The sequence below is a fragment of the Pseudobutyrivibrio sp. YE44 genome (genome assembly GCF_900104335.1).
Lineage (GTDB): Bacteria > Bacillota > Clostridia > Lachnospirales > Lachnospiraceae > Pseudobutyrivibrio.
Window position 1 is genome coordinate 1 of record NZ_FMXT01000013.1, and the last position, 16,460, is coordinate 16,460.

General features: G+C 40.4%; 14 protein-coding genes. 9 read left to right on the plus strand and 5 right to left on the minus strand.

What is annotated here, in order from left to right:
• The first annotated feature begins 686 nt into the window (after positions 1-686).
• Both BLR54_RS12920 and BLR54_RS12925 read left to right on the plus strand, forming a co-directional pair.
• Entirely contained in the window at positions 687-1,772 is a 1,086-nt protein-coding gene (locus tag BLR54_RS12920) for a metallophosphoesterase family protein (RefSeq protein WP_090421746.1), read from the plus strand.
• A complete protein-coding gene (locus tag BLR54_RS12925) occupies positions 1,769-4,441 on the plus strand; it encodes an AAA family ATPase (protein ID WP_090421748.1) in 2,673 nt (890 codons plus the stop codon). The genes BLR54_RS12920 and BLR54_RS12925 overlap by 4 nt, the downstream gene beginning before the upstream one ends.
• Before the next feature lie 190 nt (positions 4,442-4,631).
• Here the strand turns inward: BLR54_RS12925 and BLR54_RS12930 are convergent, their stop codons facing one another.
• Genes BLR54_RS12930 through BLR54_RS12940 form a run of 3 tightly spaced genes read right to left on the minus strand, consistent with a single transcriptional unit; the run spans position 4,632 to position 7,623 of the window.
• Complete coding sequence (locus BLR54_RS12930) at positions 4,632-4,904, minus strand: hypothetical protein (RefSeq protein ID WP_090421751.1); 273 nt, start codon at positions 4,902-4,904, stop codon at positions 4,632-4,634.
• Between the two features lie 48 nt (positions 4,905-4,952).
• A complete protein-coding gene (murD, locus tag BLR54_RS12935; RefSeq protein WP_090421752.1) occupies positions 4,953-6,242 on the minus strand; it encodes a UDP-N-acetylmuramoyl-L-alanine--D-glutamate ligase in 1,290 nt (429 codons plus the stop codon).
• Positions 6,226-7,623: a MurL-like N-terminal domain-containing gene (locus tag BLR54_RS12940; protein WP_090421754.1), complete on the minus strand. Its 1,398-nt coding sequence runs from the start codon at positions 7,621-7,623 to the stop codon at positions 6,226-6,228. Before BLR54_RS12940 ends, murD begins: the two co-directional genes overlap by 17 nt.
• A gap of 95 nt (positions 7,624-7,718) precedes the next feature.
• On the opposite strand from BLR54_RS12940, the gene BLR54_RS12945 reads away from it, so the two are divergent.
• Entirely contained in the window at positions 7,719-8,684 is a 966-nt protein-coding gene (locus tag BLR54_RS12945; protein ID WP_090421756.1) for a helix-turn-helix transcriptional regulator, read from the plus strand.
• Between the two features lie 49 nt (positions 8,685-8,733).
• Here the strand turns inward: BLR54_RS12945 and ymfI are convergent, their stop codons facing one another.
• The gene (ymfI, locus tag BLR54_RS12950; protein WP_090421758.1) at positions 8,734-9,465 is read right to left on the minus strand and encodes an elongation factor P 5-aminopentanone reductase; all 732 of its coding nucleotides are present in this window, start codon (positions 9,463-9,465) and stop codon (positions 8,734-8,736) included.
• Positions 9,466-9,656: 191 nt separating this feature from the next.
• Between ymfI and hpf the strand changes: the two genes are divergently transcribed.
• The 4 genes from hpf to BLR54_RS12970 all read left to right on the plus strand — a co-directional run bounded on the left by hpf (position 9,657) and on the right by BLR54_RS12970 (position 13,720).
• Positions 9,657-10,190, plus strand: a complete 534-nt coding sequence (gene hpf, locus BLR54_RS12955) for a ribosome hibernation-promoting factor, HPF/YfiA family (protein ID WP_090421760.1) — start codon at positions 9,657-9,659, stop codon at positions 10,188-10,190.
• Positions 10,191-10,285: 95 nt separating this feature from the next.
• Positions 10,286-11,194, plus strand: a complete 909-nt coding sequence (locus tag BLR54_RS12960) for a helix-turn-helix domain-containing protein (RefSeq protein WP_090421762.1) — start codon at positions 10,286-10,288, stop codon at positions 11,192-11,194.
• Between the two features lie 63 nt (positions 11,195-11,257).
• Complete coding sequence (locus tag BLR54_RS12965) at positions 11,258-12,298, plus strand: D-alanine--D-alanine ligase family protein (RefSeq protein ID WP_090421764.1); 1,041 nt, start codon at positions 11,258-11,260, stop codon at positions 12,296-12,298.
• A gap of 42 nt (positions 12,299-12,340) precedes the next feature.
• Positions 12,341-13,720 (plus strand): UDP-N-acetylmuramoyl-tripeptide--D-alanyl-D-alanine ligase, encoded by a 1,380-nt coding sequence (locus tag BLR54_RS12970; RefSeq protein ID WP_090421766.1) that lies wholly within the window; start codon positions 12,341-12,343, stop codon positions 13,718-13,720.
• A 98-nt stretch (positions 13,721-13,818) separates the two neighbouring features.
• Here the strand turns inward: BLR54_RS12970 and BLR54_RS12975 are convergent, their stop codons facing one another.
• Positions 13,819-14,058, minus strand: a complete 240-nt coding sequence (locus tag BLR54_RS12975; protein WP_015548439.1) for a Veg family protein — start codon at positions 14,056-14,058, stop codon at positions 13,819-13,821.
• A gap of 316 nt (positions 14,059-14,374) precedes the next feature.
• On the opposite strand from BLR54_RS12975, the gene BLR54_RS12980 reads away from it, so the two are divergent.
• Both BLR54_RS12980 and BLR54_RS12985 read left to right on the plus strand, forming a co-directional pair.
• Positions 14,375-15,106, plus strand: coding sequence for a lysophospholipid acyltransferase family protein (locus BLR54_RS12980; RefSeq protein ID WP_090421768.1), 732 nt, complete (start codon positions 14,375-14,377; stop codon positions 15,104-15,106).
• 235 nt (positions 15,107-15,341) lie between these two features.
• Positions 15,342-16,439, plus strand: coding sequence for a coiled-coil domain-containing protein (locus BLR54_RS12985; RefSeq protein WP_176761950.1), 1,098 nt, complete (start codon positions 15,342-15,344; stop codon positions 16,437-16,439).
• Positions 16,440-16,460 lie beyond the last annotated feature (21 nt).

Below are 16,460 nucleotides of genomic sequence, written 5' to 3' on the forward strand. Positions count from 1 at the left end.
TGTGAGTGTTCTTTCAATTCGTTGCACTTTTATCGCTACAGTATGTACTGCTCAGACACACACTATTTTCAGTAGTGCTCCCCCTCAGGGTATATAACTATCAGTTGCTGGAATTTGAAGTGCGCTTAGTAAAATAAAAAGCAGGTTTTGAATGTATAGGCAGCAGCCGCTAGGACGACGGCTGCAGTGGTCACTTGAGACACGATGTTGAATGTGCCACGGTGACTATACATACAAAACCTGCTTTTTTAATTTTACTTAGCAAACGGAGTATGGAAGCAACTGATAGTTATATACCCTGAGGGGGAGCATTATTTAAACCTACAAGTGTCTGAGCAGTACCTACAGTAGCTTCAAAGTGCAACACCAATGAAAGTACACTCACAAAAGCTCAAATTGCAGGAATAAGAAAATCTAGTATTTTGCTCAAATGATGTCCGTAGGTGCACGGTGCTGGTCTGGGCGGTGGCCCGAGGGGCAAGGGCAGTGGGGCAACAATAACAAGGGAGATGTGTTGGGAGGTGGGCAGGGGACGGCTTGATGTGTGGTGGGAAAGCGAGGCCGCAAAATAAATGTAACGAATGGGGGCGAATCGCCACAGATTCGGGGTTTTTGGGAGTTACATTGTGAGGAAGATATGCTAAAATGAGATTAATTATGGGAGTAATAATTGTTAGGGAGAATGTATGCGAATAATTCATTGTGCAGACCTGCACTTAGATTCCAAAATGGAGAGCAATTTAGATAAAGATCAGGCTATTCTTAGGCGTTCGGAGCTTATTGAGACTTACGAGCGTATGGTGGACTATGCCGTTTCGAACCAGGTTCGCGCCATTTTGATTGCAGGTGATTTATTTGATAAAACCCATATTCGTAAGGAAATAAAGAAACGTGTCGTTGAGCAGATAGTGGCTCACCCAGAGATTGATTTCTATTATCTCAAGGGAAACCATGACCGCCAGGATTTTATGGAGGAAGGTATCGACACTATTCCTGAGAATTTTCATATGTTTACAGACGAGGGATGGACTAGCTACACTCTTGAGGATGTTGTTATTACAGGTATTGAGATTAATGCTTCTAATTCGTCTACAGTGGCTCAGCGTCTTGTATTAGATTCTGCTGCCACAAATATCGTTATGCTTCATGGCCAGCAGTCTGACTATGATGGCAAGGATGGTGCGGAGATTGTAAACACCACAGCTCTTAAGGGAAAGTTTATCGATTATTTGGCCTTGGGTCATGTTCATAAGTATATCCACGAGCAGTTGGATGAAAGAGGCGTGTTTTGCTATCCAGGTTGCTTGGAGGGCAGAGGCTTTGATGAGACAGGTGACAAGGGCTTTGTTATGCTTGAAATTGAGGATGGCAAGATTGAGGGAGAATTTATTCCTTTTGCCAAGCGTCGCCTCCATGAGATAGAGGTGCCAGTTAAGGCTGAAATGGATATTCAGGCTGTTATTAATAAGGCAAAGCGCTATCTTGACGATGTGGATCCACAGGATTTAATTAAGTTTATCATTACTGGAGAGCGTGACTTGGATGATGAGCTGGATATTCCTAGATTTGTTAGATATTTTGAGCCAAAGTTCTTCTTCGTAAAGTGCTATGATCGCACAAAGACTTTGGTAGATTACGATAGCTTCCAGTATGACAAGTCTCTTAAGGGAGAGTTTGTCCGTTTGGTGCAGTCTCAGGATATGGATGAGGATGAAAAGGCCAAGATTATCGAGCTTGGTATTAGAGCCATTATGGGGGAGGATATAGAATGAAGTTAATATCGTGCTATATTGCCCATTTTGGCAAGATAGATAATTTTTCATATGATTTCAATGAAGGGTTCAACTCAATCCTTCAGGAAAACGGCTGGGGAAAAACCACCTTTTCAGTATTCATGAAGGCTATGTTTTATGGCCTTGAATATTCTCCAAACACAAAGAAAAAGCTTTTAGAGCGCAACCATTATCTTCCATGGGATGGAAGCAAGTGTGGTGGAAATATTGTCTTTGTTACAAAGGGCAAAGAATATCGCATTGAGCGTACCTTTGGCCAAACGGACAAGGATGATACCTTTGCCTTGTATGATAATGTGACAGGGTTATTGTCCCAGGATTACACAGAAAATATTGGTGAAGAGCTTTTCAGGGTAGATAGAGATTCCTTTGAGAAGAGTGTATATATTCCACAGCTTTCTCTTGGTACAGCCATGACAGATTCCCTTAATGCAAAGATGGGAGATTTGGCATCGGCTAAGGATGATATCAGCAATTTTGATGTGGCATTAAAGAGCGTAAAGGATGCCAGAACTGAATATACCAGAAACAGTAAGATTAATCCTGGTAAGCTTGTGGCTATCAAGACAGAGATTAACAAATGTAAGGAAGAATACGAAAAACTTCCTGCTATAGAGGAAAGCGCTGAGGCAATGAGCTGTCTGGTGGAAGAAAAGCAGGCAACCTTAGACAAGCTTAGCGCAGATAAGATTAAACTGGCAGAAACTATTCAGCTTCAAAGTAAAAGGGAGCAGGAGCTTGGTGCTTACAAGCTTCACAAGGAAAATCTCAAGCAGGAGCAGGAAAAGATTGCCAGTCTGGAAGAGTTCTTTAAGGCAGGTCTTCCATCGGATGATGAGCTGGCAATTTTAGAGCAGACAGAGCGTGATCTTTCCGTTCACGAACGTGCTATAAAGGTTCTTACTGAGGAGCGTGAGAAAGAGGGAGAGGTTTTTGAAAAGCCTTTCGAGACACGTATTCCAGATGAGACAGAATTTGCCATGTGGAATAAAATGGCAGCAAACCTTTCAGAGCTTAGAGCCAAGGCTGAGCATTCAAAGCTTTCAGAAGAGTCCACTCGTCAGCTGACAGAGCTGAAATTCTTCTTTGACAAGCTTGTGCCAAGTGATGAGCAACTTGCTCATATCGAGCGTCAGACCACTCTTATCACAGGCCTCGAGGCCAAGGTGGATCAGAGCAATGAAAGACTTATAACCCTTGTGGCAGAAAGAGATGCCGAGGAAAAGCACAGTAGAGATAAAAGCATTTCCGTATGGCATATTCTTGGCACAATTCTCCTTGTTATATTTATTTTGACAGGAGTTGTGTTTGCCCAGTACATGGATGATTATATTGGCAGGTTTATCGAGATTGGCAGCTTTATTGCCATTGGCATAGATTTAGTACTTCTTGCCATCAGTGGCAGAAGAGCAAGAGTGAAGAAGTTGAATGCTCAGGCAGAATTTGCAGAGCGTATTTCCGAGGAAGAAAGTGCTCTTGAAATCAGCCGCTTAGAGCTTAGAGAGCTTCAGGAGGAATGTGAGGAATTCCTTTCAAACTTCCTTCTGACAAGAGCATCCACCATGCAGGAGAATGTCTACGAAATCAGACGTAAGCTTGATCAGTATAGACATCTTCTTGAGGAGGAAATGTCACGCCATCAGGAGGCTGAGGGCACTTTGGATGAGTTGGCAGATTTACAGCTGGAGCTTTACACAAAGATTCAGCCGTTTGCTTCGGCTTATGGTATCAATCTTTATGACATGGGTGGTGAGTACGAGTTCCTTGCACAGTTGAAAAAGGATGCTGATAAGTACATTGACTTCCTGGCAAAATCCGAAGAAATCGCCAGACATTCAATTACAATCACTACCATGACCAAGGACATTAACAACATTCTTGCCCAGTTCCCTCTTGATGAAAGTCTTGACCGTGCTGAAAAGGTTCAGGATATTGGCATTAAGAAACGTGAATACTTGTCTATGAACGAGCGAATAAATAAGCTGAAGGATGATATTCATAAGTTTGAAGCTGAGTATGATGTAAATGAAAATGTTCAGTCTGTGGATGATTTGCAGCAACAGCAAATTCTCTTAGATGAACAGATTATGGATATTAATCGTCAGATTATGCAGGAAAAGGAAAACCTTTCTGCAACCCTAGAGGATGTTGAACGTCTTTCTGATATTTCTGAGCAAATTGAGCGCTTAGAGTATCAGGAGAAGGAATATAAGAAAAACGCTGAGATTCTTTCAAAAACAGAAGATTTCCTTCAGCGTGCAAGAGAAAGCTTTCTTTCAAAATATATGCAGCCATTACAGAATGGCTTACACAAGTATCTTGGGCTTATTGACGGCCCAGATGGCACAAACTCAGGATATTCCATCGAAGATTTTGAGCTTGATATGGATTTGAACATTAAGCTTTCTTATTCAGGTAGCACCAAGAGCGGAGAGTATCTTTCACAAGGATATCAGGATTTGGTAGCCCTTTGTTCTAGACTTGCCCTTGTAGATGTGCTTTATCCTGATGAAAAGCCAATTCTTATCTTGGATGATCCATTTACAAACCTTGATGAGAAAAAAATAAAGGAGTCACTAAAGCTCCTTAACAAAATCGCAACTGAGCGCCAAACCATATACTTTACCTGTCACGAAAGCCGTTTATAAGGTTAGGCGTGACACTCGTATCTGCTGAGCAGATAGGTGATAAAAAGGAAAAGCTGGTAGGCATCAAGCTCATAAATGTCTTCTTTGAAGCTTTCTATAGCTGAAAGGAAGATATTTATGGCTTGTAGCCGTGACCAGCTTTTTATTATACGTATATTTACTTTGCGACAGGTAAGCGTTACGACTTCGCCTAGTGTAGTCTGTTATCGCGATATTCCAGATGACCCTCACTTATCCACTCGTGGATAATGGTTTTATCGATTCCCATGGCTTCCGCCAGAATCATTTCGTTTACGTATTCGTTTTCGTTTATAAAATCCTTAACCTTTGGGAACAGTTCCTTTTTCATGCATTCTCTACATTGGTCATAAGGAGAGCTTATAGGTATACGACAGCCGCACCTAGAGCAGTGCCTTGTCATAGGTTCCTGTTTATTTAGAAAATCTGCGTTTGAATGTGTCATATAAAGTCTCCTTTACATCTTATACACAAAAACGAATCGCTAAATCTATTATAGTCCTATTTGCTGTTTGAAAAAGTCTCCACGTTCCTCAAAGTTTTTAAATACACCGTAGCTAGCAGCTGCAGGAGAAAGGATAACTGCTGTACCCTTGCTGGCATTTTCCTTAACATACGTGCAGGCATCTGCCAGTTCCTTTATGTAGTGAACATGCTCCATAAATTCTGGTGTAGCAACAGCCTGAAGCTTTTCTAAAAGCACCTTGCCGCTGTCATACATAAGAATAATGTGCTCTAAATTGCGAGTCTGTAAAAATTCTACAAGTGGGTCGTAGTCGATTCCTCTATCCATACCACCTAAAAGAATTGTGCCAGCGTTTGGAATAGCCTTAATTGCACTGATTGCTGACTCAACTGTGGTAGAAATAGAATCATCGTAATAATCCACTTCATCAAGCTTTCCAAGATACTGAAGTCTGTGAGCCAATGTCTTGAAGCTTGAAAGAGCCTTCATGAAATCTTCATCGCTGATATCGTAGCGACGACAAACGTCATAAACAAAGGCTGTGTTGAAGAGGTTGTGGGTACCACGTAGTGTGACACCATCTATATCCTCGAAGGAGCTAAAAGGTAAGTCTCCTGTTTTAACCTTAATTACGCAAGCCTTGCATTCACCAGGTGTTGGCAAGAAGTCTGGATTGCAGAAAAGGAAATCACAATAACCCTGATTGCGATATATGTTTTTCTTTGCGTTCCAGTATTTTTCTACAGAGCCATAGTGATCTAAGTGGTCTTCGTAGAGGTTTAAAAGGATGGCCTTAGATGGAGCAAACTTTGCATATTCCAACTGGTGGCAAGAAAGCTCAAACACGATGATTGTACGTGGATGAATACGGTCTGTGATATCGAAGATAGGAAGACCAATGTTGCCGCCAAAGAGAACATCCTTACCGCACTCTTTAAGTATATGATATAAAAGTGAAGATGTTGTGGATTTGCCCTTTGTTCCTGTAATTCCGATGGTCTGTGCACCGTAAACCTCAAGGAAAAGATCTGCCTGGCAAGTAATACGACAATTGTATTCCTTGATATCCTTTGGCAAAACAATGCCTGGGCTTTTGAAAACTACGTCATATTCGTTAAGGCAATCCAAGTATCCTTCACCTGTGATTACCTTGTGGCTGGCTGTCAAATCTGAAGTGACAGCATTTGCATCTGCAATATCAAGGCAAGCATAGCCACCAACTGATGTAACCATTCTAAAGCTTGACTGACCTTCGCGGCCGAAGCCTAAAATTAAAACCTTTTTATCTTTAACTAAATTTCTAATTGTTTCCTTCATTTGTTAGTGCGTCCTTAATTATTTTTTCGAAGAATTCATCCAAAGCATGCTCGTAGGCATACTGCTTTTTGAATGTTTCAAATGGAATGGCAGGAACTACTGCCGAATCCTGATAGTGCATTAAAAGCTTTGGAAGTGGAAGCTGAGAAGCTGCATATTTGCTGATGGCTTCAGTGATGGCTGCATTAACTTCATCACGACTACCTACGCATTCGAATGGCTTTTCTGGCAAGATACCACAAAGCTTATCGAAGTCTTCCATTAGTGTTTCATCCTCAAAAAGTCTCTTTCCAAAGATGGCGTCAAGCTCCTCTACAGAAAGGAATGGAGACAGGATGATGTAAACAAAGAGACACTTTGGACAGTGTCCACACCAAATATCCTGCTTGCTACCAACGTTGCAGCTCTTGAAGATGCCATGATATTTTTTGAAACGAGAGAAAAGCATGGCAATCTGTAGCTCTGAAAGTGGGCGCAGGAAGCTGAAGTAGTAAACTCCTGAGCCGATAAAGTTTCTCTCGTAACGTCTAAAGTCAGCCTCGAATTCGAAGCTCTTTGAATACTGATGATTTACGTAGCTGTCAGCAACGGTGGACTCGTTAGCACTGGATTCGTTTGAAAGGGCAACGAATTGTAAATCGTTGAGATAGCCTGCAATAATGCTTGAGAAGGCAACTAAAGCTGAAAATGGTGTGTGACCATTCAAGAAGCCTTTGGCATTTAAATCAAGCATATTTTTATCAAGGGTACGCTTTGCGTAGATGGTGCGGTCTGTAAGTCCGCCAACCTCAACAGTTGCGTCTGTGGCGCCTCTTGAATTAATTACGTAGCAGTTAACATCGGATTTATCTCTAAGAAGCTCGATGGAAACAACAGAATCCTTTCCCCCTCCAACTGGAATCATGACACGTGGCTTTTTATTGCCAAGAATTCGTGGACGTTCCTGAGGAGTATTGATTGCCCTAGGCTTTTTGTCGCCCTGGCAATTAACAGTCATGAAATCATCGAAATCTTCCTCGATGCCGTTGGTGTAATAAAACTCACCAAGTCCGTTGAAGTAAAGCTTTTTCCACCAGCCAATCTGTTCTGCGGAAAGCTGTCTACCCTTGATAATAACTGTAGGTGGGCAAGCAATCTTCCAATAGCTAACAAGCTCAACCATACCCAGAGAAAATACCATTTCATCAATAAGTTCTTCATCAATGGAATCAACTGGATTGATACGTGGAATGAACCAGGTTGGGTGGAACTCAGAAAGGCCATCGATAGAAAAATCGAAGGTCATGCTGATGCCCTCATTATTTAAATCATAAGAATATCCCTGATATGTAAAGGTAGGATAATCTTCTCTGCATTTTTTATAAAAATCTTCTCTGCTCATATAATTCCTTTAAATCGATTTTGTCTTCTTCTATAATTAACTATAAAAGTATATCACAAAAATGTGTTTGTAAAAATATATTTGAGAGGTGCAAAATGCCACACGTTGGAGGCCAGAAGCTAAAGATTATAAATGAATATCAAATTCTTATGGAGGAAAGCGACGAGAAGCATCAAATCAATGCCGTTGAGATGACTCGTAGGCTGAAATACAGAGGAATTCCTGCGGAGCGCAAAAGCGTATATAAGGATATGGATACTCTTATGGATGCTGGTGTGGATGTGGTGAAGGGAGATAAGGGTTACTATATTGCATCCCGTGTCTTCGAATTGGCAGAGTTAAAGCTTCTTGTTGATGCTGTGGGTGCATCGAAGTTTATATCTCAGAAGAAAACCAAAGAGCTTGTGGAAAAGATATCAAGTCTTGCCAGTCTAGACGAGGCAGAGCAGCTTGAACGACAGGTAGTGGTGCCAGAGAAGGCAAAATCTGGAAATGAGAAGATATTTTATTCTATAGATGTGATTTATCAATGCTTGGATAATCATAAACAGCTATCCTTTAAGTATCAGGAATGGACATTGACTAAGGAAATGAAGCCAAGACATGGGGGCAAGGTTTATAAGGTGAGCCCAGCATTCTTGCTTCGGAACGATGAAAATTATTATTTGGTGGCATATGACCAGGAAAGTGGTCAGATTCGTCATTACCGAGTGGACAAGATGCTTTCGGCAGAAATGCTTGATGAAGATGGCTTGGGTTCAGAAATAATCGGTTCTTTAAATCCTCAAGAATATGCCAGACAGCACATTAGCATGTTTGCAGGTCAGGAGCGCACCGTTACAATACGTTTTGCAAAGCACCTTATTGGAGTTGTCTTAGATAAGTTTGGAACGGAAATAGATATTCGACCAGATGGAGAGGAATACATAAAAGCTCGTATTAATGTGGCAGTTTCGCCACAGCTCTATGGCTGGCTTACAGGAATCGGAGCAACAATCTGCTTTCCTCAGCAGGAGGAAGAAAAGTTCAGAGAGTATTTGCAGAGTCTGATTATAGGTTAGATTTATAGCTGTTCTTTGTTTAAACAACAAAATGATAAAAAAATAGGGGCTAAATATAGCCCCCATCAACTCCGATAATTTGCCCCGTCATATAGGATGGGGCTTTTATTATGGCAAGAACCATGTCAGCAATCTCTGATGGCTGGCAGAAGCGACCAACAGGGATTTCTTCAGCTAATTCAGCTTTTTCCTCAGGGGAAAGCTGGCCATTCATATCTGTATCAACAACCCCGCAGGCAATAGCATTGACAGCAATACCATTAGGAGCTAACTCCTTGGCAAGAGCTTTTGTGAAGGAGTTTACACCTCCCTTTGTGGCAGAGTATGCCACCTCGCAGCTGGCACCAACAGTACCCCACATAGAGCTGATATTGATGATGTTGCCAGCTTTATTTTTCACCATGTCAGGTACAACCACCTTTGCGGTATAAAAAAGGGGTGAGAGATTTGTGCTGATTATACTGTTCCAATCCTCTACGGACATATCTGTTAATAATCCAATTGATGCCTTGCCGGCATTGTTTACAAGTACATCCACATGTCCAAGTTTTGTTAAGGCATCCTTGCAGGAGGTAATAGCGAACTCACTGTTGGCAATATCTCCCTGATAGGTGTAAATCTCGATTTTATATTTATCCTGAAGCTCGGCAGCAAGATCTTTTAGCATATCTATATTGCTGTGGCAAAAAAGAGCTAAGTGATATCCTTCAGCTGCTAGGGCAGTAGCTATTGCTTTTCCTATTCCTCGGCTTGCGCCTGTAATAATTGCAGTCTTTTTCATTGAAATCTCCTTGTTTTGCTAGGGAATTGCGTATACTATTTATTAAATAAATATTAATAATCAGAAAACGTCTTGAGAAAAATATACTCTATTGCTATACTATTTACATAATAAATCAATTCCTCAAAAGAATAAATATTTACTAAGGAGGAAGGTATTTATTAAATATTCGGTAAAGGTGGTACGACATCATGAAAACTACAATCACAGGAAAGAACATCGAATTGACAGCAGGTCTTAAGGACGCAGTGGAGGAGCGTTTTAAGAAGTTAGACAAATATTTTAACAAAGACACAGAAGCCATTGTTACATTAGACGTGGAGAAGGGACGTCAGAAAATAGAAGTTACAATCCCTATGAAGGGAAGCTACTTGAGAGCTGAAGAGGTTACTTCAGATATGTATGCTTCAATCGAGGCAGTTACAAATACTCTTGAGGCACAGTTAAAGAAGCACAGAAATAAAATTATTGATAGAAAGCAGTCTGATTCAAGAGTTATTTTTGCTCAGGATTTCATTGAGGAAAAGGTTAACGATGAGGAGAAAATCCAGATCATTCGTAAGAAGACCTTCGATATGAAGCCAATGTATGCTGAGGATGCTTGCCTTGAAATGGAAATGCTTGGACATGATTTCTTCATGTTCCGCAACGCTGATACAGATGAAATCAACGTTGTTTACAAGAGAAAGAACGGAGCATACGGTTTGATTGAGCCAGAGTTCTAAAGTTCGTAATTTGATAAAAAATTAAACAATGATTATTAACCTCCGGTTGATATAATGCGAATTACTATTCACATGTATTGATCGGAGGTGTTTTTATGAAGAAAATTAGTTTCGGGAAATATTTGGAATGGATGAGAAAGGAGCTTAAACTTACCCAGCAACAGTTGGCGGATATGGTGAATTGTGCCATATCTACCATTTCAAGAATTGAGTCAGGAAAGGATTTGGTGAGTCGGAGAATTTTCAATGAACTTAATCGCATCTTTGAGTCCATGGGGTTAATATATGATGAAATATGGATGGAAAGTATTTTTGAGTTTAAGAGAGCTCGCAAGGAATTGATGGATGCAATCAAGAAAGGGAGATTGGAAGAACTGGAAAGGAAAATGGATATCTTTAAGAATCTTATGGAAAAGCATGAGAATGACAGCGATGCTGAGGATATTCAATACTATGTTTTGGGACATCTTATTTCAACAAGAAAGCAGGGACTAACAATTGAGGCGTTTTTAGAAGAAGCAATAAAAATCTTTGAGATAAGGCGAAAAATACCAAGATTAGAGGATATCTCAAAGGTATATCTTACTCAGATAGAGTATCAACTTCTTTATTATATGGCAGAGGCATATATGGTTAAGGGGGATCTTGAACAGTCTGAATTGATATTCAAAGGACTTATCTCTAATGAAATGGATGAAAGAAGTCCTATGATTCAAGAAAGATATGTGGAGCTTTCTTCTGCCTTGGCAAAGATATGTATTGCCAAGAAGGAATATGGTACTGCCAAGGAATGCTTAGCATATGTATTTAACGAGTATCTTCAAAGTAATGATACGCGAACGCTGTTTAACAATTTGGTGGTTCATGGAGAACTGTGCAGCACCATAGGAGATTTTAAGGGGGCACGTCTTATAGATAATTTCCTCCAGGCTACCCAGAATTTGATGGGGCATATGCAACAGACTTACCAGCTAAAAAAAGATGTGGAAGGACGACTATTGTAATTTTTTAGAAAAAATACTATATTAACTCGGTAGGAATTTGAAATATATGAAGAAGAGGTAATTATGAATATAGTAGTTTTATCTGGTGGTCTTAGTTCTGAGAGAGATGTTTCTTTCAAGTCAGGAACAATGGTCGCTAAGGCCCTTCGCAACAGAGGGCATAAGGCATTAGTTTTAGATGTCTTTATGGGATTTAAGGATAAGGAATGTGATATTGACGATATCTTCGAGAATAGCGAAGAATACTCTGTAAAGATTGAAAACATTCCAACAGATGCACCTGATCTTAAGGCAATTAAGGCCAGCCGTGCAGACAAGAGCGAAAGCTTCTTTGGTCCAAATGTAATTCGTATCTGCCAGAAGGCTGACATTGTTTTCATGTCACTTCACGGTGGAGATGGGGAAAGCGGTAAGGTTCAGGCTGCCCTTGATTTATTTGGAATCAAATACACTGGAAATGATTATCTTTCAAGTGCAATTGCTATGGATAAGCAGATGACAAAGGAATTCTTTATCAGAGCAGGAGTTCCAACACCAGCAGGTGTTTCTCTTAAGAAGTCAAAGAGAAAGGGCTTCACTTTTGACAAGTATCCATGCATTGTTAAGCCAAACTGCGGTGGTTCTTCAATTGGTGTTACAATTGTTGAATCTAAAGAGGAGCTTGACGCTGCCCTTGATGCTGCATTTGAATGGGAAGATGAAGTTGTAATCGAGCAGTTTATTAAGGGACGTGAGTTCTCGGATGGTGTTATTGAAGGAAAGGCACTTCCAATCATTGAGATAGCTCCAAAGCAGGGCTTCTATGATTACAAGAACAAATATGCAGCAGGTTCTGCTGTAGAGACTTGCCCAGCTCAGATTAGCCGTAAGGCTACTGAGAAAATGCAGAAATATGCGGTTGCTGCATTCAAGGCATTAGGTCTTACAACTTATGCAAGAATGGATTTCATGATGGATGAGAAGGAAAACATTTACTGTTTAGAGGCTAACACTCTTCCCGGAATGACACCTACAAGCTTACTTCCTCAGGAGGCTGCAGTTATTGGTATGAACTTTGAGGATTTATGTGAGCATTTGATAAAGGTATCTTTAAAGAAATACTAATTATTTAGTTTGCGGTAGTTGAGATTTAGAGAGAAGTAATATATGAAAAACATGACACTAAAAAAGGTTGCTCAAGCGGTTAATGGGCAGCTGATATTACCTGAAGGCGGCCAGGATCTTGCGGATAGAGTTATTATGGGCGCAGTCAATGACAACAGAAAAGTTGAAGAGGATTTTCTTTTCATACCAATGGTTGGTGCGAGAGTAGATGGCCATGATTTTATTGAGGACGCTTTCTCCAAAGGCGCTTTAGCAACTTTGGCTGAAAAAAAGCTTGATAATCCATCTGGCCCTTATATTCTTGTAGAGGACACAAAGCTTGCCCTTAAGCAGCTTGCAACAGCCTATAGAATGGAGCTTAGCATCCCTATTATTGGCGTAATTGGCAGCGTTGGAAAGACCAGTACAAAAGAGATGATTTCTTCAGTGCTTGAAACCAGATTTTCTGTACTTAAAACAGATGGAAATTTCAATAACGAAATAGGCTTACCACTTACAATTTGCCGTATTAGAGATGAGCATCAGGTAGCTGTTGTTGAAATGGGAATATCTGATTTTGGTGAAATGCATCGCTTAGGTGATATTGCAAAGCCAGATATTGTTGTTATGACAAATATTGGTCAGTGTCATTTGGAATTCTTAAAGGATAGAGATGGAATACTGAAGGCTAAAACTGAGGTATTTGAACATATGCCAAAGGATGGCATAGTTATCCTTAATGGTGACGATGACAAGCTTATTGATGCTGACACTCTTGGTCGCAAGAAGGTGTTCTATGGCTTTAATGGTCAAGAGTTTAGCGCTACTGAGGTTACACCAGAAGGAATGTCAGCAACAAAGGCAACAATTTCTGTTATGGGTGAAACCTTCCAGGCTACAATACCACTTCCTGGTATACACAATGTTGCTAATGGCCTTGCAGCAGCTGCTGTAGGAACTCAGCTTGGACTTGGTATCGAGGATATAAAGAAAGGTTTGGAGAAAGCAGAAACTATCTCTGGACGTAATAACATCATTAATGTACGTGATATCACAATCATTGATGATTGCTACAATGCAAATCCTGTATCTATGAAGGCTTCAATTGAGGTTCTTGGAAAGGCACCAGCTCGTTCAATTGCTGTTCTTGGAGACATGGGTGAGCTTGGTGAAGACGAGCGTAAGCTTCACTATGAAATTGGACAGTATTTAGAAGAAAATCACATCGGCTACGTATTTACCGTTGGTGATCTTTCAGAAGAGATTAACAAGGCTCTCAGCCAAAAGAATAGCTCTTGCATGGCTCATCACTACGCTACAGTAGATGCCATGTTGGAAGACTTGATTCCAATTATTCGTGGTGGTGACACCATTCTGGTGAAGGCGTCACACTTCATGAACTTCTCCACAGTTGTGGAGGCCATCAAGGCAAAGTTTAACTAGTCTATAAAAGAACTACATCTCCTGATGTAGTTCTTTTTTGGGTAAAAAAAATGACCTCAGCCAAAGGCTGAGGTCTCGAGATCATTATGAAATTTTAACTAGCAAAGTTTCATGCGAATTTCTTTAGTAATTATGTCTGTATAGCTAAAGGATAATAATTGCGATGGACATGTCTCGGTGTCGTCAACTAATATAGTAAAAACACTTGGGTAAGCCTCTTGAATAACACCTTGCTGGATGTCTACCTTGTTACGTCCTTTGTCTAACTGAATAACAACTCTACTACCGCACTGCGATCTAACAGATTCGCGCACCTTGTCGAAGTCCTCGCGTTCCATGATGTCTCCCCCTTTTCTAGCAAATAATTGCATTATTAGCAATTTACTCTTGCTGAAAAGATTTTACCATTTTTTGTATAATTTGTCAAAATTTATCCCGAGTTTTTTGCATATTTATGATAAAAAATAGCCTAGAAACCCCCGAAATGTTACGGACTATAACGTTTATTAAATTACAATTAAAGTTATTTGATATGACGCCAGTTGACAACATATTCATCCAATTTGAGTATATATACATAATGAAGGTATTTATTTGATAATTGCCCTGTACTCCTTTATAATTCATAGTGTAGATACACATTTGGAGGTCATAATGATTAGAACATTACTTGCATTAATATTCGTTGTTATATTCTTGATAGTTAGTATCCCAATATGGGGTCTCTTATTTATCCTTGGTTTATTCAACAAGAAAGCTAAGGATAGAATTGGTTATAAATGTGTTGCTTGGGCTTTCGGCGTTGTAGCTTTTTTAGGCGGTGCAAGATACCAAGTTAAGGGGTTAGAAAACATCCCTAAGGATACACCAGTTCTTTACATTGGAAACCACCAGAGTTTCTTCGATGTAATTCTCGGCTATCATCTTTGCCCACCAGTTACTGGCTTCCTTTCAAAGCAGACCTTTGAAAAGGTTCCACTTCTTAACGTTTGGATGAAGATGAACTATTGCCTTTTCCTTACTAGAACAAATCCTCGACAGGATTTAAAGCTTATTATTCAGGCTCAGGAATTTATTAAGCAGGGCGTTTCAATGTTTGTTTTCCCTGAAGGAACTCGTTCAAAAACTGGCGAGATGGCACCTTTCCACGAGGCATCTCTTAAGATTGCCACAAAGACAGGATGCCCAATCATCCCTGTGGCTTTTACCAACACCAGAGAAGTTTTTGAGACTCACTTGCCTCGCATGAAGAAAACAAAAGTTATCATCACCTTCTGTCCACCGGTGGATCCTAACGCACTTGAGGGCGAAGACAAAAAACATCCAGGAGTATACGTACAAAAAAACATTCAGGCCCAGCTGGATGAGGATGCAAAGCTATTATAGATTCTTACTGGCAATTCCTTGTTCTGCCAGCAAGAAGTCATAGGTTTTTGATTATTGTGGATTCTAGATTTTCTAGAATCCATTTTTATTTTCAGAGGAAAGGGTTATTTGAACAATACTTGAAAAAACGGTGATATTCCTTGAAATGACAAGGTTAAATTAGTATCATAATATAGAATCAATAGAGAATTTTATACTAGATATAGGGTTTATCTGGTATTTGGAGATAATGTTTATGAAGTGTAACAAGTTTTTTAAGGCATCCTTATGCATAGTGGTTTCGGTATGTCTGTTGGCATCGGATTCCACTACCTCTAAGGCGGTCCGTTCTATTTCAGAGATTGAGGCCGAGCAGGATTCCCTTCAAGAGGAAATCGATACTTTGGATGCTGATTTATATAACTTGGTTAGTCAGATAACCGAGATTAACACAGCTATTAGTGAGACTGAGGCAGAAATTGCCGACACAGAGGTGGCACTAGCAGATGCTACTGAAGCCAGAAATCAACAATACGAGGCGATGAAGCTTCGAATCAAGTACATGTACGAAAAGGAAGATGAAAGCCTTTTCGAAATGCTTGTTTCATCAAAGTCAATCACACAGTTTTTAAATAAAATCGAGTATGCCAGCCAGGTATACGATTATGACCAGCAAAAGCTTGAGCAGTTTATTGCTACTCAAAATGAAATTGAAGAATTGAGCACTGCACTTGCAGAGGAGAAAGCATCTCTTGAGACTTCCAAGACTGAGCTTAAGACTCAGGAGGCTGCCCTTGAAACAATGGTAGCTGAAAAGCGTGGAGAGATGGATGATCTTGATGCAGAGCTTAAGGAAGCAAAGGAAATTGCAGCTAGAGAGGCAGCCCTTCGAGCAGCTAGAGAGGCGGCAGCTAGAGCAGCAGCTGGCGGCACCTCAGGCGAGGTTAGATCTACTGGTGGCTACAATGTTAACGGTGATTTGAATCCAGGCAAAACAACTGGCATCAGTGGTTCAAGTGTTGTTTCCTATGCAAATCAGTTTGTTGGAAACAGATATGTTTGGGGTGGAAATTCCCTTACAGAAGGTTGCGATTGTTCTGGTTTCGTACAGGGAGTTCTTGCAAACTTCGGTATTAACTATGGTTCAAGAATGACTTCTGGTTCCTTCAGACACGTTGGAAACGAAGTTAGTTACAATTACATGCAGCCAGGTGACATTGTTTGTTACCCTGGACACGTTGCGATTTATGCAGGCGGAGGCCTGATTGTTGAAGCTCAAAGTACTGCTACAGGTATTACGAACTATCGTCCTGTTACCTGCCATTCAATTATTACAATTCGAAGGGTACTATGATAATCAAAAAATATGCAAAAC